Consider the following 19,485-nt stretch of genomic DNA (forward strand, 5'->3'; position numbering starts at 1 on the left):
TTTTTAAGAAAAATATGATAAAATAGACTCTGTACGTACTTGATACAAAGATGAGGGTATTAAAAAATAGAATGCATTCTAACTGAAAGGTTTAGATACTTTAGCATCAAATCTTTCTGATGACTAACGGTAGGAAAGAGCGACACGAACGAGTCAAATCGATGTTATTTGACGAGAGAGTTAGTAAAGCATTTAGCTAATTGCCTGATAGCGATTAGCGTGAAAGGATTAGATGCTTTAGCATCAAACCTTTCTAATGATTTGTATCTTGTGTAATTGAACCCGGCCGAAAAGCTGTGTAAAAAAGATAAACTGTTTTGTCTTCATCGAAGACTTCGTCAGTTTCCTATTTTTACTTTGCTTTTGACGTCCTTGGTATCTTGATCTTTGTAGGCAAGGCGTATAATTTCATCAATCCAAAGGGGATTAAAATGACAAAACAAGTGTTTCAAACGACTTTTGCGGGTCGTGAGTTAATTGTAGAGACTGGTCAGGTTGCTAAGCAAGCAAATGGCTCTGTTGTCGTACGTTACGGTGAGTCAACTGTCTTGACTGCTGTCGTTATGTCTAAGAAAATGGCAACTGGGGATTTCTTCCCTCTTCAAGTCAACTACGAAGAAAAAATGTATGCGGCTGGGAAATTTCCTGGTGGCTTTATGAAACGTGAAGGACGCCCTTCAACGGATGCGACCTTGACAGCGCGTTTGATTGACCGTCCAATCCGTCCTATGTTTGCGGAAGGTTTCCGTAATGAAGTGCAAGTGATTAACACAGTGCTTTCTTATGATGAAAATTCCTCTGCACCAATGGCTGCTATGTTTGGTTCATCCTTGGCGCTTTCTATCTCAGATATTCCATTTGACGGTCCAATCGCTGGGGTACAGGTGGGCTATGTAGATGGTCAAATCATCATCAACCCTACGCAAGAACAAGCAGAGCAATCTCTCCTTGAATTGACAGTAGCTGGTACCAAACACGCCATCAACATGGTAGAGTCTGGTGCTAAAGAATTGTCAGAAGAAATCATGTTGGAAGCTCTTCTCAAAGGGCACGAAGCAGTCAAAGAATTGATTGCCTTCCAAGAAGAAATCGTTGCTGCTGTCGGGAAAGAAAAAGCAGAAGTAGAATTGCTTCATGTGGACGCTGAATTGCAGGCTGAAATCATTGCAGCCTACAACAGCGACCTCCAAAAAGCGGTTCAAGTAGAAGAGAAATTGGCTCGTGAAGCTGCAACTCAAGCAGTTAAAGATCAAGTCACAGCCGTTTACGAAGAAAAATATGCAGACCATGAAGAATTTGACCGTATCATGCGTGATGTGGCTGAAATCTTGGAACAAATGGAACACGCTGAAGTGCGCCGTTTGATCACAGAAGATAAGGTACGTCCTGATGGTCGTAAGGTCGATGAAATCCGTCCTTTGGATGCGGTTGTTGACTTCCTTCCTCGTGTGCACGGTTCAGGTCTTTTCACTCGTGGGCAAACTCAGGCCCTTTCAGTCTTGACCTTGGCTCCGATGGGTGAAACTCAAATCATTGATGGTTTGGATCCAGAGTACAAGAAACGCTTTATGCACCACTATAACTTCCCACAATACTCTGTAGGGGAAACTGGTCGTTACGGTGCGCCAGGTCGTCGTGAAATCGGTCACGGTGCTCTTGGTGAGCGTGCCCTTGCTCAAGTCTTGCCAAGTTTGGAAGAATTCCCATATGCTATCCGTCTGGTAGCTGAGGTCTTGGAATCAAATGGTTCTTCATCTCAGGCTTCTATCTGTGCGGGAACTCTTGCCCTTATGGCTGGTGGTGTGCCAATCAAGGCACCAGTAGCAGGGATTGCCATGGGTCTCATCTCAGATGGAAACAACTATACAGTCTTGACAGATATCCAAGGTTTGGAAGACCACTTTGGAGATATGGACTTTAAGGTTGCAGGTACTCGTGACGGGATTACAGCCCTTCAAATGGATATCAAGATTCAAGGGATCACTGCAGAAATCTTGACGGAAGCCCTTGCCCAAGCCAAGAAAGCTCGTTTTGAAATCCTTGATGTGATTGAAGCAACCATTCCAGAAGTTCGTCCAGAATTGGCTCCAACTGCTCCGAAAATTGATACCATCAAGATTGATGTGGACAAAATTAAGATTGTCATCGGTAAGGGTGGAGAAACCATCGATAAGATTATCGCTGAAACAGGCGTTAAGATTGATATTGACGAAGAAGGAAATGTGTCTATCTATTCTAGCGACCAAGATGCCATTAACCGTGCCAAAGAAATTATTGCTGGTTTGGTCCGTGAAGCCAAAGTGGATGAAGTTTACCGTGCTAAAGTCGTTCGTATCGAGAAATTTGGTGCCTTTGTCAACCTCTTTGACAAGACAGATGCCCTCGTTCACATTTCTGAAATGGCTTGGACGCGTACCAATAATGTCGAAGACTTGGTAGCAATCGGGGATGAAGTTGATGTTAAGGTTATCAAGATTGATGAAAAAGGACGTGTGGATGCTTCTATGAAAGCCCTTCTTCCTCGTCCTCCAAAACCTGAACGTGATGAAAAAGGTGAAAAATCAGAGCGTCCTCACCGCCCACGTCATCACAAGGATCACAAACCTAAGAAAGAATTTACAGAAACACAAAAAGATTCAGAATAAGAAAAGGAGAAATGTATGGGATGGTGGCGCGAAACCATTGATATCGTAAAAGAAAATGATCCAGCGGCCCGCACCACTTTGGAGGTTTTGCTGACCTATCCAGGTGTCAAGGCCTTGGCGGCCCACCGTCTCTCGCATTTTCTCTGGAAGCATGGCTTCAAACTCCTGGCTCGTATGCACAGTCAGTTTTGGCGCTTTTGGACTCAGATTGAGATTCATCCAGGTGCTCAGATCGATTCAGGTGTCTTTATTGACCACGGTTCAGGCCTGGTAATTGGAGAGACAGCGATTGTTGAAAAAGGTGTTCTTCTCTATCACGGAGTAACCCTTGGTGGGACTGGTAAGGATGTTGGTAAACGCCATCCGACCGTGCGTAAAGGAGCCCTCATATCAGCCCATGCCCAAGTTATCGGGCCTGTGGAAATCGGTGAAAATGCCAAGGTCGGTGCAGCAGCAGTTGTCGTAGCAGACGTACCTAGTGATGTGACGGTTGTTGGTATTCCTGCCAAGATTGTTCGTGTTCATGGAAAGAAAGATGAGCCAGTCATTCATGAAGTCGAAGAAAAACGAGAGTATTACGTCAATAAACTCGAGCAGGCTAAAGAAGCCAGTCACAGATCGTCTGGTTTGTAGAGGATACCTATATGATTCAAGCAAGAAATAAGTTGAGCCAAGAAGAGTTATTTGAGGCGAAAAAACTAATTGACTGTTGCCAAAACTATGACAGTACCTATCGTGATCCCTATCTCTCTAACATGCTTAATTTTGACCCAAACATGCCCGCCTTTTTCCTTTATTATGAAAAAGGCGAACTTGTTGGTCTCTTAACTGTTTATGCTGATGATCAAGATGTGGAAGTGACGATACTGGTTCATCCAGATCATCGTCATCAAGGAATTGCGAGTGCTTTGTTTACGAGTTTTGAGAAAGAAACGGCTTCTTTCCCTATTCGTTCAGTGACTTTTCAGACAGAACGTATTTTTCTAGAATGTCATCCTGATTTTGTCAGCAACTGGGGATTGGTTGAGGATGAAGAGACAGAAACCTGGTTAGGTAAGGATAGAAGACCTTATCAGTTAGCAAAACTTTCTAATCTTGAAGTTTTGTTAGCAGATAGTTCGTATCAGGAGCAAATTACCCAGTTAAAATTTCAGGCATTTTCAGAGGAACATGAATCGAGAGAAGTTGTGTATAGATATGTCGCTGAAGCCCTGAAGGATCCAGAAAGTCGCTTATATATTTTGTTAAAAGACGGTCAGGTTATTGGAACTTGCACGGTAGATTTGTCGACTAATACGAATTACTTTTATGGTTTGGCAATATCGGAACCTGAACGTGGGAAAGGCTATGGAAGCTATTTAGCAAAATCCCTTGTCAACCAACTAATTGAGCAAAATGACAAGGAATTTCAGATTGCAGTGGAAGATAGCAATGTAGGTGCCAAACGTTTGTATGAAAAAATTGGCTTTGTCAAACAGACTCAGGTGGTTTATCTGAATGAGAAAGGAGCAAGGGATTCCGAAGTTTAGAGACATTCGGACCGAAATTCAATTGAACTCTTAGTGATGAAACTAATTGTTCTTGGATTTTGGATTTCCTGACTATTATTTTATGATTAAAATCTATGACACCATGTCTCGTGATTTGCGAGAATTTGTCCCAATCGAAGACGGTAAGGTTAAGATGTATGTCTGTGGGCCAACCGTGTACAACTATATTCACGTGGGCAATGCCCGTTCGACGGTAGCTTTTGATACCATTCGTCGCTATTTTGAGTATCGTGGATACGAGGTTGCCTATATTTCCAATTTTACGGATGTGGATGATAAGATTATCAACCGTGCCAAGGAAGAAGGTATCACGCCTCAGGAGGTTGCGGGTAAGTACATTGCTGCCTTTCGTGAGGATGTGACGGCTTTGGGCGTCAAGCCTGCGACTCGCCATCCTCGTGTAGTGGAGTTTATGGCGGATATTATCCGTTTCGTGGAAGACTTGATTGAAAAAGGCTTTGCCTACGAGAGTCAAGGGGATGTCTACTTCCGTGTAGAAAAATCTCACAACTATGCCAAGTTGGCCAATAAAACCTTGGAAGATTTGGAGTTAGGTGCTTCAGGTCGTACCGATGAAGAAACGGCTCGTAAGGAAAATCCTGTAGACTTTGCCCTCTGGAAATCTGCCAAACCAGGCGAGATTTCTTGGGATAGCCCTTGGGGACCTGGTCGTCCGGGCTGGCATATCGAGTGTTCAGTCATGTCGACAGAGATTTTAGGTGATACCATTGATATTCACGGTGGTGGAGCCGACCTAGAGTTTCCTCACCATACTAATGAAATTGCCCAGTCAGAAGCCAAAACTGGTAAGACCTTTGCCAATTATTGGATGCACAATGGCTTTGTCAATATCGACAATGTCAAGATGTCTAAGTCCTTGGGCAACTTTATCACAGTCCATGATGCCCTTAAAACCATTGATGGCCAGGTGCTTCGTTTCTTCTTTGCGACTCAACACTACCGTAAGCCTATCAACTTTACAGAAAAGGCAGTGCGCGATGCTGAGACTAATCTCAAGTATCTAAAGAACACCTACGAGCAACCATTTTCTGGGACTGTAGATATTCAAGAGTTACAGGCCTTTAAAGATAAGTTTGTGTCTGCAATGGATGAAGATTTTAACGCTGCTAACGGTATCACAGTCATCTTTGAAATGGCCAAGTGGATTAACTCTGGCAATTATGATGCAAGTGTCAAGCAAGCTCTTGCGGATATGTTAGAAGTCTTTGGAATTGTCTTTGTTGAGGAAGTTTTGGATGCAGAAATCGAAGCCTTGATTCAAAAACGACAAGAGGCGCGTGCCAATCGTGACTTCGCGACAGCAGACCAAATCCGTGACCAATTGGCTGCTCAAGGAATTAAGCTCCTTGACACCAAAGATGGAGTGAGGTGGACACGTGATTGATGTCAATCTCATTAACGGGATTGCGTTAGCTTTTGAGGGGGACGCGGTGTATTCTATGTATATTCGTCGTCACCTCATTCTTAAAGGCATGACCAAACCCAATAAACTCCATCAAGAAGCGACCAAGTATGTCTCAGCCAAAGCTCAGGCTCGCCTGATTTCCCTTATGTTGGAGGAGCAAGTCCTAACGGAAAAAGAAGAAGAAATCTATAAACGTGGTCGCAATACCAATAGTCACACCAAGGCCAAAAATGCTGATGTGGTGACTTACCGTATGTCCACAGGTTTTGAAGCCGTCATGGGCTATCTCCATATGACTGATAATCTAGAACGTCTTGAGAGCTTGATTTCGTGGTGCATCCAAAAAGTGGAGGGCTAGGACATGATGGCAAAAGAACTACAAGACTGGTTTCCTGAAGCTCAGATTTCAGACCAACCAGTAGAGAAAGAAGGCTATCTTACTCTCCCTTTAGCTTCTCAGCAGTGGATTTTGCTGGAGGTAGCTGGGCTCAGCGAGCGTGAAAAGCAGTTGGTTGCTCTTTTGACCCAGCAGGAGCAGGCTCGTTCGCTCAATCCTTGGTATTCTTATCTGATTGAGGGGAAGGGACAGGCACCACAAGCTTTTAAAAAGATTCAGCTGGTTTACTGTCATCTTTCCTATTTTCAGCAGGAAAATCTAGCTTCTTGGCTGGATATGATGCGGACTCTTTTTCCTAACTGCCAGACAGTGCTACAGGTCGGAGCTCAGGATTATGTTTTCATACTTCAACAAGATAAATACACCTCTGTACGAGCTATTTTAAGTGATACGATTGAAGCGGTTGAGTATGACTTTGGCCTTCGTCTGTCAATCATGTTGGGCCAGGTTTGGTCTCAGACAGGCCATCAAGCCCTATCAGACTTAATCAAAGCTGAGCGCGATTTGTTCAAGACTTGGTGGCGTCAGGGTCACCAAGGTGTTCATACTTTTTCTCAGCTCTATCTTTGGAGTATGGGAGAAAGACTCGTGGACTTGAAGGCAATTAAGGAATGCCTGCACCAGATGATTTTGGATCAAGATCAGATTCAGGAAATCATTCTCTCTCTTTGGGAAAATAGTGCTGTTCTCACTAAAACAGCCCAGCAACTCTATCTGCACCGCAATTCTCTCCAATACAAGATTGACAAATGGGAAGAATTGACTGGGCTTCAGTTGAAGGAGTTGACCGACCTGACCCTGTGTTATCAATTGATTTTACCAGATATTCTCTAAAGTTTTGTGCAAGTTGCACAGAACTTTTTTATTTTTTTGGTCACTTTGCCATAGAAAAATAAAGCGTTTTCATCTATAATAAAATTATCAAAATACAAAAGGAGTTCACCTCATGGTAGAATTAAATCTTAAAAATATTTACAAAAAATATCCAAACAGCGAACACTACTCAGTTGAAGACTTCAACTTGGACATCAAAGACAAAGAGTTTATCGTTTTCGTAGGTCCTTCAGGATGTGGTAAATCAACAACTCTTCGTATGATTGCTGGTCTTGAAGACATCACAGAAGGTACTGCATCTATCGATGGCGTGGTTGTCAACGACGTAGCTCCAAAAGACCGTGACATCGCCATGGTATTCCAAAACTACGCTCTTTACCCACACATGACTGTATACGATAATATGGCTTTCGGTTTGAAATTGCGTAAATACAGCAAAGAAGACATCGACAAACGTGTGCAAGAAGCAGCTGAAATCCTTGGATTGAAAGAATTCTTGGAACGTAAACCAGCTGACCTTTCAGGTGGTCAACGTCAACGTGTTGCCATGGGTCGTGCCATTGTCCGTGATGCAAAAGTATTCTTGATGGACGAACCTTTGTCAAACTTGGATGCAAAACTTCGTGTATCAATGCGTGCTGAAATCGCTAAAATCCACCGTCGTATTGGAGCTACAACTATCTACGTAACTCACGACCAAACAGAAGCGATGACACTTGCAGACCGTATCGTTATCATGTCAGCAACTAAGAACCCTGCTGGTACAGGTACTATCGGACGTGTAGAACAAATCGGTACTCCTCAAGAAGTTTACAAAAACCCAGTTAACAAATTCGTAGCAGGATTCATCGGAAGCCCAGCTATGAACTTCATCAACGTGAAATTGGTTGGTAGCGAAATTGTTTCTGACGGTTTCCGTTTGAAAGTTCCAGAAGGAGCATTGAAAGTTCTTCGTGAAAAAGGCTACGAAGGTAAAGAATTGATCTTCGGTATCCGTCCAGAAGACGTGAATGCAGAACCTGCTTTCCTTGAAACATTCCCAGAATCAGTTGTTAAAGCTACTATCTCAGTATCAGAATTGCTTGGTTCAGAATCTCACCTTTACTGTCAAGTTGGTAAAGATGAATTTGTTGCCAAAGTTGATGCTCGTGACTACTTGCAAACAGGTGCAACAGTTGAACTTGGATTTGACTTGAACAAAGCACACTTCTTCGATGTAGAAACTGAAAAAACAGTTTACTAAGATAAATAAAACTCAAAACGCTGCTAGAAATCTGGCAGTGTTTTTTTGAGATTGCGTAGAAAAAACTCTCCAATTGAACTGGAGAGTGGCTGTTTATTCTGCAGCTTGTTGCCAACGTTTGGCTAGCATATGAGATAGGCTAGAAATGGCTAGGTTAAAGCTGAAGTAGATGAGGGCAATCAGGATATAAAGACTAAACACTTGCTCTGGTTCGAAATAACGGCCCATGAGAATTTGGCTAGCTCCAAAGAGTTCTTGTAGGGCGATAACAGAGTAGAGGAGGCTGGTATCCTTAATTACGGTTACAAACTGAGAAATGATGGCTGGCAGCATTTTACGGATCGCTTGTGGGAGAATAATGTAGTAGAGGATTTGCGCAGAAGTAAATCCCTGAGACATTCCTGCTTCGTATTGTCCCTTGTCTACGGCATTTAGGCCACCACGGATAATCTCAGCCAAGGCTGCTGAGGTAAAAAGGGTAAAGGCAGTAATACCAGCTGGTGTGGACTTCATCTTAAACACCAAAAAGATGGTGAAAATCCAGAGGAGGTTGGGAACGTTGCGCACAAACTCGATGTAAATGCTGGAGATGATGCGCAAGATAGGATTTTTGCCATTTCTCATGACGGCTAGCACCGTTCCGATAAGGGTAGAGAGGACAATGGCAATCAGAGAAATATAGAGGGTCAAGCCAAATCCTTTAAAGATAAAGATTAGGTTATCTGGGGTCAAAACTTCTAAAATAGATTCCATAGTAACCTCCTAAAGTGAATAGGCTTTTTTGTTGGCTTGCTCCATCTTGCGACCAAATTGGGCAACAGGGAAGCAAAGAGAGAAGTAGAGCAGGGCAGCGCCTAAAAAGGCTGGAATGTAGTTTCCGTTAAGAGCCGACCAAGACTTGGTCACAAACATCAAGTCTACACCAGAGATGATAGCGACTGTAGAGGTGTTCTTGATGAGGTTGACGATTTGGTTGGTCAAAGGAGGGAGGATGATACGGAAGGCTTGAGGCAAGATAATCAAGCGCATGGCACTGATATAGGTAAACCCTTGCGACAAGGCGGCCTCCATCTGACCGCTAGGAATAGACTGAATGCCTGAGCGAATTACCTCGGCGATATAGGCGCCGTGATAGAGTCCCACGCAGAGAACAGCCGTCCAATAAATCGGAATCATGATGGTGTGGTCACTGATAAGAGGTAGGCCATAAAAAACGATAACAAACTGCACCAAGAGGGGAGTGTTTTGGTAAAACTCCACAAAGATGCGAGCTAAAATGCGCAAACTTAGACGTTTGCTGGTTGACATGGCTCCAAAGAAGATGCCTAAAACCATGGCGAGGATAAAGGATCCAATCGCTAGGGCAAGAGTGAAGAGGAAACCATTGAAAAATTGTCCAAAATCCTGAAAATAGGCTGTCCAAGATGATAAATCTGTCATAGGGTGTCCTCCTTAATCTGCGGTATGGCTAGATGGTTTGAGCTTGTAACGGTCATAAAGTTTCTGCAAACTACCATCCTTGTTCCATTTAGTAACCAAGTTATCGAGATAGTCGTTGAGCTCTGTATTTGATTTCTTGGTAACGATACCGTAGTCAGATGGCTTGAAACTATCATCTAGTAGTACTGTGCGCTTGCTGATGTAGCCAGACAGAATAGAGCGGTCAACGGAAAAGGCATCGATACGATGAGCGTGTAGAGAAGTAATCAATTCTGGGTAGGAACCAAGTTCGACGAATTTAAACTTCAGACCTTTCTTTTTACCCAGTTCAGTAATCAGGCGTTGGGTGATGGAACCTTGGGCAACTCCGATGGTTTTGCCGTTTAGGTCCTCAATCTTTTTGATTTTGGCAGATTTATTGACCAAAAATCCAGAAGCGTCTGTGTAGTAGGGACTGGTAAAGTTGTAGAGTTTTTTTCGTTCGTCTGTGATGGTAAAGGTTGCGATATCCATATCGACCTGTTCATTGTCTAGAAGGGGTCCACGGGTTTGTGCGGTAACAGGCACATAGCGAACCTTGACCTTGAGCTCATCAGCTACCATTTTTGCCAAGTCAGTTTCGATACCAGAATAGGTTCCTGTCTTAGGATCCTTGTAGCCAAAATTGGGAACGTCTTGTTTGACACCGACAACCAGTTCGCCTCTTTTTTGAATATCTGCGACGCTGGTATCAGCCTGGACTGGTTTTGCAGCAGCAAGGCCGAAAAGGCTAATCAATAATGCGGATAGAAAGAATTTCTTTTTCATAGGCGCCTCCTTATTTGACTTTGTCACTTTCGTGGTTGATGATTTTGCTGAGGAATTGTTGAGCACGAGGTTCGCTTGGATTGTCGAAAAAGTCATCAACATCTGTCGTATCCACTAAAACTTCTCCGTCAGCCATAAAGATGATGCGGTCGGCAACTTCACGGGCAAAGCCCATTTCATGGGTAACGACAATCATATTCATACCCTCGTGGGCCAATTTTTGCATAACTGCCAGAACATCACCGATGGTTTCAGGGTCAAGGGCAGATGTTGGTTCATCGAAGAGGAGGAGTTCAGGATGCATAGCGAGTCCACGAGCAATGGCGATTCGTTGTTTTTGTCCACCAGACAGCATGGCTGGATAAGAATCTTTCTTGTCCCACATATTTACAAATTCCAGATATTTTTGGGCTGTTTTTTCAGCTTCTTTTTTATCAATTCCTAGAACTTTTATGGGTGCAAGTGTTACGTTTTCTAACACCGTTTTATGCGGATAGAGGTTAAAATGCTGGAAAACCATGCCGACTTCCTTGCGAAGAGGTACCAAATCTTTCTGACTGGCACCAGCAACTTGGTGACCATTGACTAGAAGACTTCCCTTGTCAACAGCCTCTAGACCATTGATTGTGCGAATCAGAGTGGATTTCCCAGAACCAGATGGTCCGAGTAGGACAACGACTTGTCCTTTTTCAAAACGGAGATTGATGTCACGGAGTGCATGGTAATCTCCGTAATATTTTTCGACGTGTTCAAATTCTACTAAAGCCATAAGGAATCTCCTTTGTGTTAGATTTTATAACACGATTCTACACCAAAAGAATTGCCTTGTCAAATCATATCTGAAAAAATTCACTAAAATTTTATAAAAAAGCAATCTGGATAGAGAAAACGTCTAAATCATGTTATAATGAAGCAATAGAATTCTTAGAAAGAGTGGATGTCTTTTTGATAACACCTACTTATGAATGGCAGTTTGCCCCGCAGGTAGAAGATGCGGATTTTACAAAGATAGCCAAGAAGGCTGGACTGGGTCCTGAGGTGGCTCGGTTATTGTTTGAGAGAGGGATTCAAGGTCAAGAAAGTCTGAAGAAGTTTTTAGAACCTTCCTTGGAGGACTTGCACGATCCTTATCTACTCCATGATATGGATAAGGCAGTGGAACGGATTCGTCAGGCCATTGAAGAAGGGGAAAATATTCTCATTTATGGAGATTACGATGCGGATGGAATGACTTCGGCTTCTATTGTGAAGGAAAGTTTGGAACAGCTTGGCGCTGAGTGCCGTGTTTACTTGCCCAATCGTTTTACTGATGGCTATGGTCCAAATGCTAGTGTTTATAAATACTTTATCGAGCAAGAAGGAATTTCCTTGATTGTGACGGTGGATAATGGGGTTGCTGGTCATGAGGCCATTGAACTGGCCCAGTCTATGGGAGTGGATGTCATTGTCACAGATCACCATTCCATGCCTGAAACCTTACCAGATGCCTATGCTATTGTCCATCCTGAACATCCAGATGCGGACTATCCTTTCAAATATTTAGCTGGTTGTGGAGTGGCCTTCAAGCTGGCTTGTGCCCTTTTAGAAGAAGTGCAAGTGGAACTACTGGATTTGGTTGCTATTGGTACCATTGCTGATATGGTTAGTTTGACAGATGAGAACCGTATCTTGGTTCAGTATGGGTTGGAAATGTTGGGACACACTCAGCGCATTGGTCTACAAGAAATGATGGATATGGCTGGGATTGCTGCCAATGAAGTGACAGAAGAGACAGTTGGTTTCCAGATTGCCCCTCGTTTGAATGCCTTGGGCCGCTTGGATGATCCCAATCCTGCCATTGATTTGTTGACTGGCTTTGATGATGAGGAAGCGCATGAGATTGCTCTCATGATTCATCAGAAAAACGAAGAGCGCAAGGAAATCGTCCAGTCTATCTATGAAGAAGCTAAGACCATGGTGGACCCTGAGAAGAAGGTTCAAGTCTTGGCCAAGGAAGGTTGGAATCCTGGGGTTCTAGGAATCGTGGCTGGTCGTTTGCTGGAAGAACTAGGGCGGACAGTCATCGTTCTTAATATAGAAGACGGTCGTGCCAAGGGTAGTGCTCGTAGTGTGGAAGCGGTCGATATTTTTGAGGCTCTGGATCCTCATCGAGATCTTTTTATCGCCTTTGGTGGCCATGCTGGTGCAGCTGGCATGACGCTGGAAGTGGAGAAACTCTCAGATTTATCTCAAGTCTTGGAAGACTATGTCCGTGAAAAAGGTGCAGATGCTGCTGGCAAGAACAAGTTAAATCTAGATGAAGAACTGGATTTGGAGACACTTAGCTTGGAAACGGTCAAAAGTTTTGAACGTTTGGCACCTTTTGGAATGGATAATCAGAAACCTGTCTTTTATATCAAGGATTTTCAGGTCGAAAGTGCCCGTACTATGGGAGCAGGCAACGCCCATCTCAAGCTGAAAATTTCCAAGGGTGAGGCGAGTTTTGAAGTGGTAGCCTTTGGACAAGGCAGATGGGCAACAGAGTTTGCTCAAACCAAGAATCTAGAGTTGGCAGTCAAATTGTCTGTCAACCAATGGAATGGCCAAACTGCCCTCCAGTTGATGATGGTGGATGCGCGTGTGGAGGGTGTTCAACTCTTTAACATCCGTGGGAAGAATGCAGCCTTGCCAGAAGGGGTTCCAGTCTTGGATTTTGCTGGAGAAGTGCCAAATCTGGCGGCTAGTGAAGCTATTGTCGTGAAAACCATTCCTGAGAATATTACTCGGCTGAAGACCATTTTTCAGGAACAGAATTTTTCTGCTGTCTATTTCAAAAATGATATTGACAAGGCCTACTATCTAACAGGTTATGGGACTAGAGAGCAGTTTGCCAAATTGTACAAGACCATTTACCAGTTCCCAGAGTTTGATATTCGCTACAAGCTCAAGGATTTGGCAGCTTATCTTAATATCCAACAAATCTTGCTGGTCAAGATGATTCAAGTATTTGAAGAACTAGGCTTTGTGACCATCAAAGATGGTGTCATGACAGTGAATAAAGAGGCACCGAAGCGAGAGATCGGAGAAAGTCAGATTTACCAAAATCTCAAACAAACCGTCAAAGACCAAGAAATGATGGCGCTGGGTACCGTGCAAGAAATTTATGACTTTTTAATGGAAAGAGAATAGCAGATAGGAAAGAGTTGGGAAACCAGCTCTTTTTTAAAAACAAATCTTCATTTTGAAAATCATCAAAAAAATGGTATAATGGTTGGAAAAGATTCGGCTAAAAGTAATAGTGCTTTTAGAATAAAAGGGCAAGTAACCCTATAATCAAGATAAACAAAGCTTTCGGAGGAAAAATGAGTAATATCAGTTTAACAACACTTGGTGGTGTACGTGAAAACGGGAAAAATATGTATATCGCTGAAATCGATGGATCTATTTTCGTTTTGGATGCAGGTCTGAAATACCCTGAAAATGAACAACTAGGGGTGGACGTAGTTATTCCAAATATGGACTACCTTTTTGAAAATAGCGATCGTATCGCTGGGGTCTTCTTGACTCACGGCCATGCAGATGCCATTGGTGCTCTGCCTTATCTCTTGGCTGAAGCCAAGGTACCTGTATTTGGCTCTGAGTTGACCATTGAGTTGGCCAAACTCTTTGTCAAAGGAAATGACACAGTTAAGAAATTCAATGATTTTCATGTTATCGATGAGGATACGGAGATTGATTTTGGAGGAACTGTGGTGTCCTTCTTCCGTACGACCCACTCTATCCCAGAAAGTCTGGGTGTTGTCTTGAAGACAGCTGAAGGTAGTATCGTTTACACAGGTGACTTCAAATTTGACCAGACAGCTAGTGAATCTTATGCGACAGACTTCGCTCGTTTGGCAGAAATCGGTCGTGACGGAGTTCTAGCTCTGCTCAGCGATTCAGCCAATGCAGATAGCAATATCCAAGTGGCTAGCGAAAGTGAAGTTGGGGACGAGATCACTCAAACAATTTCGGACTGGGATGGTCGTATCATTGTTGCGGCGGTAGCTAGCAACCTATCTCGTATTCAGCAGGTGTTTGACGCTGCGGATGCAACAGGTCGTCGTGTGGTCTTGACAGGATTTGATATTGAAAATATCGTCCGTACTGCTATTCGCCTCAAGAAATTGTCTCTAGCTAACGAAAGTCTTTTGATTAAACCAAAAGATATGTCTCGTTTTGAGGACCATGAGTTGATTATCCTTGAGACAGGTCGTATGGGTGAGCCTATCAACGGTCTTCGCAAGATGTCGATTGGTCGCCACCGTTATGTGGAAATCAAGGACGGTGACCTAGTCTATATTGTAACGACTCCGTCTATCGCCAAGGAAGCGGTCGTGGCGCGTGTGGAAAACATGATTTACCAAGCTGGTGGAGTTGTCAAATTGATTACCCAAAGCTTGCGTGTGTCAGGACATGGGAATGCGCGTGACTTGCAGTTGATGATTAATCTCTTGCAACCTAAGTATCTCTTCCCAATTCAAGGGGAATACCGCGAGTTGGATGCCCACGCTAAGGCTGCTATGGCAGTTGGGATGTTGCCAGAACGCATTTTCATCCCTAAAAAGGGAACCAGCATGGCTTATGAGAATGGGGACTTTGTCCCAGCTGGCGCAGTTTCGGCAGGCGATGTCTTGATTGACGGGAATGCCATTGGTGATGTTGGTAATGTGGTTCTTCGTGACCGTAAGGTCTTGTCAGAGGACGGTATTTTCATCGTAGCAATCACCGTTAACCGTCGTGAGAAGAAAATTGTGGCCAAGGCCCGTGTTCACACGCGTGGATTTGTTTATCTCAAGAAGAGTCGTGATATTCTCCGTGAAAGTTCAGAATTGATTAACCAGACGGTAGAAGACTATCTTCAAGGAGATGACTTTGACTGGGCAGACCTTAAAGGGAAGGTTCGTGATAACCTGACCAAGTATCTCTTTGACCAGACTAAGCGTCGTCCAGCTATTTTACCAGTAGTCATGGAAGCGAAATAATCTTTGAAATAAACAGAGAGAAAGCCGAGTTCTGGCTTTTTCTTATAGAAAAATAGAGGAAAAATTATGGCAGTAATGAAAATTGAGTATTACTCACAAGTCTTGGATATGGAGTGGGGAGTGAATGTCCTCTACCCTGATGCCAATCGAGTAGAAGAACCAGAGTGTAAAGATATTCCCGTCTTGTACCTCTTGCACGGGATGTCTGGTAATCATAATAGTTGGCTCAAGCGGACTAATGTAGAACGCTTACTTCGGGGGACTAATCTCATTGTCGTTATGCCCAATACTAGCAATGGTTGGTACACTGATACTCAGTATGGTTTTGATTATTACACAGCTCTGGCAGAGGAATTGCCAGAGGTTTTAAAACGCTTCTTCCCTAATATGACTAGCAAGCGTGAAAAGACCTTTATCGCTGGTCTCTCTATGGGAGGTTACGGCTGTTTTAAACTGGCTCTTGCTACAAATCGTTTCTCTCGTGCAGCTAGCTTTTCAGGCGCTCTTAGTTTTCAAGATTTTTCTCCTGAAAGCCAAAATCTGGGGACACCAGCTTACTGGAGAGGTGTTTTTGGAGAGATTAAAGATTGGACAACTAGTCCCTATTCGCTTGAAAGTCTGGCTAAAAAATCGGATAAAAAGACCAAGCTGTGGGCTTGGTGTGGAGAGCAGGATTTCTTGTATGAAGCCAATAATCTAGCAGTGAAAAATCTCAAAAAACTAGGTTTTGATGTGACCTATAGCCATAGTGCTGGAACTCACGAGTGGTATTATTGGGAAAAACAATTGGAACGTTTTTTAGTAACCCTACCAATTGATTTCAAATTAGAAGAGAGATTGACTTAGTTTGAACTTCAGCATAGGAGAGTAGAACTAAAATAAAATATGTTTTCACTAGACTTTTCAAACGAAAGTAGTAGAATAGTAATAAGATACTGGAGGAAAGAGAGTAGGAAATGTACCGTTATCAAATTGGCATTCCCGCATTAGAATATGATCAGTTTGTCAAAGAACATGAATTAGCCAATGTATTACAAAGTAGTGCTTGGGAAGAAGTGAAGTCTGATTGGCAACATGAGAAGTTTGGTGTCTACAGGGAAGAAAAATTACTGGCGACAGCTAGTATTTTGATTAGAACTCTTCCGCTAGGCTATAAAATGTTTTATATCCCAAGAGGGCCTATATTGGATTATGGGGATACGGAACTCTTGAGTTTTGTCATTCAGTCCATTAAGTCTTATGCTCGCAGTAAGAGAGCTATTTTTGTGACTTTTGACCCAAGTATTTGCCTGTCTCAAAGTTTAGTTAATCAGGAAAAAACAGAATTTCCTGAAAATCTGGCTATTATTGATAGTTTGCAACAAATGGGAGTAAGGTGGTCAGGAAGAACAGAGGAAATGGGAGACACCATTCAGCCTCGTATTCAGGCGAAAATATACAAGGAAAATTTTAAAGAGGATAAACTTTCCAAGTCAACAAAACAGGCTATTCGAACAGCACGGAATAAGGGGGTAGAGATTCAATTTGGTGGAACTGAATTATTGGAGTCTTTTTCCTTTTTGATGAAAAAAACAGAGAAGCGGAAAGAGATTCATTTGAGGAATGAAGCCTATTATAAAAAGTTGTTAGATAATTTTAAGGACAAGGCCTACATCACCTTGGCAACCTTGGATGTCTCTAAACGTTCGCAAGAATTAGAAGAACAGTTAGCGAAAAACAGAGCCTTGGAAGAGACCTTTACTGAGTCGACTCGCACTTCAAAAGTAGAAGCGCAGAAGAAGGAAAAAGAACGTTTGTTAGAGGAATTGACTTTCCTGCAGGAATATATGGATGCAGGTCAAGCAAGAGTTCCCTTAGCGGCTACCTTGACTTTAGAATTCGGACAAACTTCTGTCAATCTATACGCAGGAATGGATGAAGATTTTAGACGTTATAAAGCTCCTATTTTGACCTGGTATGAGACAGCTCGATATTCCTTTGAACGTGGCATTTTATGGCAAAATTTAGGAGGCGTCGAGAATGCTTTAGATGGTGGACTCTATCGTTTTAAAGCTAATTTTAATCCAACGATCGAAGAATACTTGGGTGAATTTACAATGCCTACCCATCCTCTCTATCCTCTGTTAAGACTTGCTCTTGATTTCCGTAAAACATTAAGAAAAAAACATAGAAAGTAAGTATATGGCACTAATTACACTCACGAAAGAAGAGTTTCAGGCTTATTCTGATCAGGTTTCTTCTCGTTCCTTTATGCAATCGGTCCAGATGGGGGACTTGTTAGAAAAAAGAGGAGCTCGAATTGTTTATCTAGCTTTGAAACAAGAAGGAGAAATTCAAGTTGCAGCTCTGGTTTATAGCTTGCCCATGCTGGGTGGTCTGCATATGGAGCTCAATTCGGGGCCGATTTATACCCAACAAGATGCTCTTCCAGTTTTTTATGCGAAGTTAAAAGAATATGCCAAGCAAAATGGTGTATTAGAGTTGCTTGTAAAACCTTATGAAACTTATCAAACTTTTGATAGCCAAGGTAATCCGATAGATGCTGAGAAAAAAAGTATCATTCAAGGTTTAACTGATTTAGGTTATCAATTTGATGGATTGACAAGAGGTTATCCTAATGGAGAAGTCAGCTGGCATTACATCAAAGATTTGCAAGATTATGATGCTGTTTCCTTATTGAAATCCTTTAATAAAAATAGTATTCGCAACATTCAATCAGCTTTTGATTTTAATCTTCTTGTTCGAAATGCAGAACGGGAAGAAATTCCAATATTCAAAAAAATTATCGAAGAAACAGGTAAAAGACAAGGTTTTGAGGATAAGAATTTAGATTATTACATGAAATTGTATGATATGTTTGGAGATAAGGCGGATTTCCTAATTGCTGAAGTCAATCCGCAACAGTCTATAGATGCTTTAAATGTGAAGATGGCTAGTCTTGACAAGAAGTCGAAACAATTTCACCAGCAATACCAAGCCTTGCAAAAGAAAAAAGATTTTCTAACTAGTTTGGATAGTGAGTCTGGCAATGTTGCTCTGGCTTGTGCTTTAATAATCTACACAAATACAGAGGCAACCTACTTGTTTGGGGGGTCGTACGCAGAGTATCAGAAGCTTTCAGCTCCATTTTTACTTCAATATCATGCGATGAAGCAGACAATGCAACGAAATATCCATCAATACAACTTCCTAGGGATTCAAGGGATTTTTGATGGTAGTGATGGTGTTTTGCGTTTTAAACAAAATTTTAATGGCTATATTGTACGCAAAGCGGGTACTTTCCGTTATCATCCATCGCCTTTAAAATACAAAGCTATCCAGTTATTCAAAAAAATATTAGGACGTTAAGATGAAAAAGTCAGTATTTAGCTTTCTTTCAGCTTGTTTTAGTAAAATAATTTTTATTTGCTAGAAAGGTGGAGGGACATGCGCTGGCTTTTTCGTTTGATAGGGGCTTTCTTTTCTTTTGTGTGGCGTTTGTTTTGGCGCTTGGTTTGGATTGTTTTGCTTTTATGCACTCTTGCTTTTGGATTTCTCTGGTATCTGAACGGGGATTTTCAAGGAGCGTTGAAGCAGGCAGAGCGGTCAGTCAAGATTGGTCAACAAAGTATCGACCAATGGGAAAGAACAGGGCAACTGCCTAAGTTGAACCAGACAGATAGCCACCAGCATTCTGAAGGAAGGTGGCCACAGGCTTCTGCTCGTATTTACTTGGATCCCCAGATGGATTCACGCTTTCAAGAAGCTTATTTAGAAGCAATCCAGAATTGGAATCAAACTGGTGCTTTTAACTTTGAAATTGTGACTGAGGCCGGCAAGGCAGATATTATGGCTACGGAGATGAATGACGGAGGTACTCCTGTGGCAGGAGAGGCGGAAAGTCAGACCAATCTCTTGACGGGGCAATTCTTGTCTGTAACGGTGCGGTTGAATCATTATTATTTGTCCAATCCTAACTATGGCTATTCCTTTGAGCGTATTGTCCATACGGCAGAACATGAGTTGGGGCATGCAATTGGCTTGGACCATACAGATGAGAAGTCTGTCATGCAACCTGCAGGTTCCTTTTATGGTATCCAGGAAGAGGATGTTGAAAGACTTCGAAAATTATATGAGACCAATGAGTAGGGGACTATCTTT

General features: G+C 42.6%; 17 protein-coding genes. 13 read left to right on the top strand and 4 right to left on the bottom strand.

Going from position 1 to position 19,485, the window contains the following annotated elements; all coding sequences use genetic code 11:
• Positions 1-431: 431 nt before the first annotated feature.
• The 7 genes from pnp to ADI58_RS09385 all read left to right on the top strand — a co-directional run bounded on the left by pnp (position 432) and on the right by ADI58_RS09385 (position 8,095).
• Positions 432-2,645, top strand: coding sequence for a polyribonucleotide nucleotidyltransferase (gene pnp, locus ADI58_RS09355; RefSeq protein WP_049522397.1), 2,214 nt, complete (start codon positions 432-434; stop codon positions 2,643-2,645).
• A 15-nt stretch (positions 2,646-2,660) separates the two neighbouring features.
• Positions 2,661-3,278 carry a serine O-acetyltransferase gene (cysE, locus tag ADI58_RS09360; protein WP_000539979.1) on the top strand — a complete coding sequence of 206 codons (618 nt, stop codon included), beginning with the start codon at positions 2,661-2,663 and terminating at the stop codon, positions 3,276-3,278.
• Between the two features lie 11 nt (positions 3,279-3,289).
• Entirely contained in the window at positions 3,290-4,174 is an 885-nt protein-coding gene (locus tag ADI58_RS09365) for a GNAT family N-acetyltransferase (RefSeq protein WP_049522398.1), read from the top strand.
• A gap of 82 nt (positions 4,175-4,256) precedes the next feature.
• On the top strand, positions 4,257-5,600 hold the full coding sequence (gene cysS, locus ADI58_RS09370; protein WP_049522418.1) for a cysteine--tRNA ligase: 1,344 nt from the start codon (positions 4,257-4,259) through the stop codon (positions 5,598-5,600).
• Positions 5,593-5,979 carry a Mini-ribonuclease 3 gene (locus ADI58_RS09375; protein WP_049522399.1) on the top strand — a complete coding sequence of 129 codons (387 nt, stop codon included), beginning with the start codon at positions 5,593-5,595 and terminating at the stop codon, positions 5,977-5,979. The genes cysS and ADI58_RS09375 overlap by 8 nt, the downstream gene beginning before the upstream one ends.
• 3 nt (positions 5,980-5,982) lie before the next feature.
• On the top strand, positions 5,983-6,852 hold the full coding sequence (locus tag ADI58_RS09380; protein ID WP_049522400.1) for a helix-turn-helix domain-containing protein: 870 nt from the start codon (positions 5,983-5,985) through the stop codon (positions 6,850-6,852).
• A 112-nt stretch (positions 6,853-6,964) separates the two neighbouring features.
• Positions 6,965-8,095, top strand: a complete 1,131-nt coding sequence (locus tag ADI58_RS09385) for an ABC transporter ATP-binding protein (protein ID WP_000229952.1) — start codon at positions 6,965-6,967, stop codon at positions 8,093-8,095.
• 93 nt (positions 8,096-8,188) lie between these two features.
• On the opposite strand, the gene ADI58_RS09390 is transcribed toward ADI58_RS09385, so the two are convergent.
• From ADI58_RS09390 to ADI58_RS09405, 4 genes are read right to left on the bottom strand one after another with little or no spacing between them, the layout of a single operon-like run.
• A complete protein-coding gene (locus ADI58_RS09390) occupies positions 8,189-8,848 on the bottom strand; it encodes an amino acid ABC transporter permease (RefSeq protein WP_049522401.1) in 660 nt (219 codons plus the stop codon).
• A 9-nt stretch (positions 8,849-8,857) separates the two neighbouring features.
• On the bottom strand, positions 8,858-9,535 hold the full coding sequence (locus ADI58_RS09395) for an amino acid ABC transporter permease (RefSeq protein ID WP_049522402.1): 678 nt from the start codon (positions 9,533-9,535) through the stop codon (positions 8,858-8,860).
• 12 nt (positions 9,536-9,547) lie between these two features.
• Positions 9,548-10,342 (bottom strand): transporter substrate-binding domain-containing protein, encoded by a 795-nt coding sequence (locus tag ADI58_RS09400; protein ID WP_080982534.1) that lies wholly within the window; start codon positions 10,340-10,342, stop codon positions 9,548-9,550.
• Between the two features lie 10 nt (positions 10,343-10,352).
• A complete protein-coding gene (locus tag ADI58_RS09405; protein ID WP_001229571.1) occupies positions 10,353-11,111 on the bottom strand; it encodes an amino acid ABC transporter ATP-binding protein in 759 nt (252 codons plus the stop codon).
• A 176-nt stretch (positions 11,112-11,287) separates the two neighbouring features.
• On the opposite strand from ADI58_RS09405, the gene recJ reads away from it, so the two are divergent.
• The 6 genes from recJ (at position 11,288) to ADI58_RS09435 (ending at position 19,473) form a co-directional block, all read left to right on the top strand.
• Positions 11,288-13,510: a single-stranded-DNA-specific exonuclease RecJ gene (recJ, locus tag ADI58_RS09410; protein ID WP_049522420.1), complete on the top strand. Its 2,223-nt coding sequence runs from the start codon at positions 11,288-11,290 to the stop codon at positions 13,508-13,510.
• Positions 13,511-13,683: 173 nt separating this feature from the next.
• Entirely contained in the window at positions 13,684-15,345 is a 1,662-nt protein-coding gene (locus tag ADI58_RS09415) for a ribonuclease J (RefSeq protein WP_049522403.1), read from the top strand.
• A 66-nt stretch (positions 15,346-15,411) separates the two neighbouring features.
• Positions 15,412-16,191 carry an alpha/beta hydrolase gene (locus ADI58_RS09420; RefSeq protein WP_049522404.1) on the top strand — a complete coding sequence of 260 codons (780 nt, stop codon included), beginning with the start codon at positions 15,412-15,414 and terminating at the stop codon, positions 16,189-16,191.
• Positions 16,192-16,301: 110 nt separating this feature from the next.
• Positions 16,302-17,522, top strand: coding sequence for a peptidoglycan bridge formation alanyltransferase MurM (murM, locus tag ADI58_RS09425; RefSeq protein WP_049522405.1), 1,221 nt, complete (start codon positions 16,302-16,304; stop codon positions 17,520-17,522).
• A gap of 4 nt (positions 17,523-17,526) precedes the next feature.
• A complete protein-coding gene (locus tag ADI58_RS09430) occupies positions 17,527-18,693 on the top strand; it encodes an aminoacyltransferase (protein WP_049522406.1) in 1,167 nt (388 codons plus the stop codon).
• Positions 18,694-18,771: 78 nt separating this feature from the next.
• Positions 18,772-19,473 (top strand): M57 family metalloprotease, encoded by a 702-nt coding sequence (locus tag ADI58_RS09435; protein WP_049522407.1) that lies wholly within the window; start codon positions 18,772-18,774, stop codon positions 19,471-19,473.
• Positions 19,474-19,485: the final 12 nt, after the last annotated feature.

Origin of the sequence: Streptococcus mitis (assembly GCF_001074635.1) — a bacterium.
GTDB classification, from domain to species: domain Bacteria; phylum Bacillota; class Bacilli; order Lactobacillales; family Streptococcaceae; genus Streptococcus; species Streptococcus mitis_E.

Coding starts and splice junctions, on each gene's coding strand:
- murM (WP_049522405.1), top strand. CDS start 16,302: ATGTACCGTTATCAAATTGGCATTCCCGCATTAGAATATGATCAGTTT.
- ADI58_RS09380 (WP_049522400.1), top strand. CDS start 5,983: ATGATGGCAAAAGAACTACAAGACTGGTTTCCTGAAGCTCAGATTTCA.
- ADI58_RS09390 (WP_049522401.1), bottom strand. CDS start 8,848: ATGGAATCTATTTTAGAAGTTTTGACCCCAGATAACCTAATCTTTATC.
- ADI58_RS09415 (WP_049522403.1), top strand. CDS start 13,684: ATGAGTAATATCAGTTTAACAACACTTGGTGGTGTACGTGAAAACGGG.
- ADI58_RS09365 (WP_049522398.1), top strand. CDS start 3,290: ATGATTCAAGCAAGAAATAAGTTGAGCCAAGAAGAGTTATTTGAGGCG.
- cysE (WP_000539979.1), top strand. CDS start 2,661: ATGGGATGGTGGCGCGAAACCATTGATATCGTAAAAGAAAATGATCCA.
- ADI58_RS09385 (WP_000229952.1), top strand. CDS start 6,965: ATGGTAGAATTAAATCTTAAAAATATTTACAAAAAATATCCAAACAGC.
- ADI58_RS09395 (WP_049522402.1), bottom strand. CDS start 9,535: ATGACAGATTTATCATCTTGGACAGCCTATTTTCAGGATTTTGGACAA.
- ADI58_RS09420 (WP_049522404.1), top strand. CDS start 15,412: ATGGCAGTAATGAAAATTGAGTATTACTCACAAGTCTTGGATATGGAG.
- pnp (WP_049522397.1), top strand. CDS start 432: ATGACAAAACAAGTGTTTCAAACGACTTTTGCGGGTCGTGAGTTAATT.
- ADI58_RS09405 (WP_001229571.1), bottom strand. CDS start 11,111: ATGGCTTTAGTAGAATTTGAACACGTCGAAAAATATTACGGAGATTAC.
- cysS (WP_049522418.1), top strand. CDS start 4,257: ATGATTAAAATCTATGACACCATGTCTCGTGATTTGCGAGAATTTGTC.
- ADI58_RS09430 (WP_049522406.1), top strand. CDS start 17,527: ATGGCACTAATTACACTCACGAAAGAAGAGTTTCAGGCTTATTCTGAT.
- ADI58_RS09435 (WP_049522407.1), top strand. CDS start 18,772: ATGCGCTGGCTTTTTCGTTTGATAGGGGCTTTCTTTTCTTTTGTGTGG.
- ADI58_RS09400 (WP_080982534.1), bottom strand. CDS start 10,342: ATGAAAAAGAAATTCTTTCTATCCGCATTATTGATTAGCCTTTTCGGC.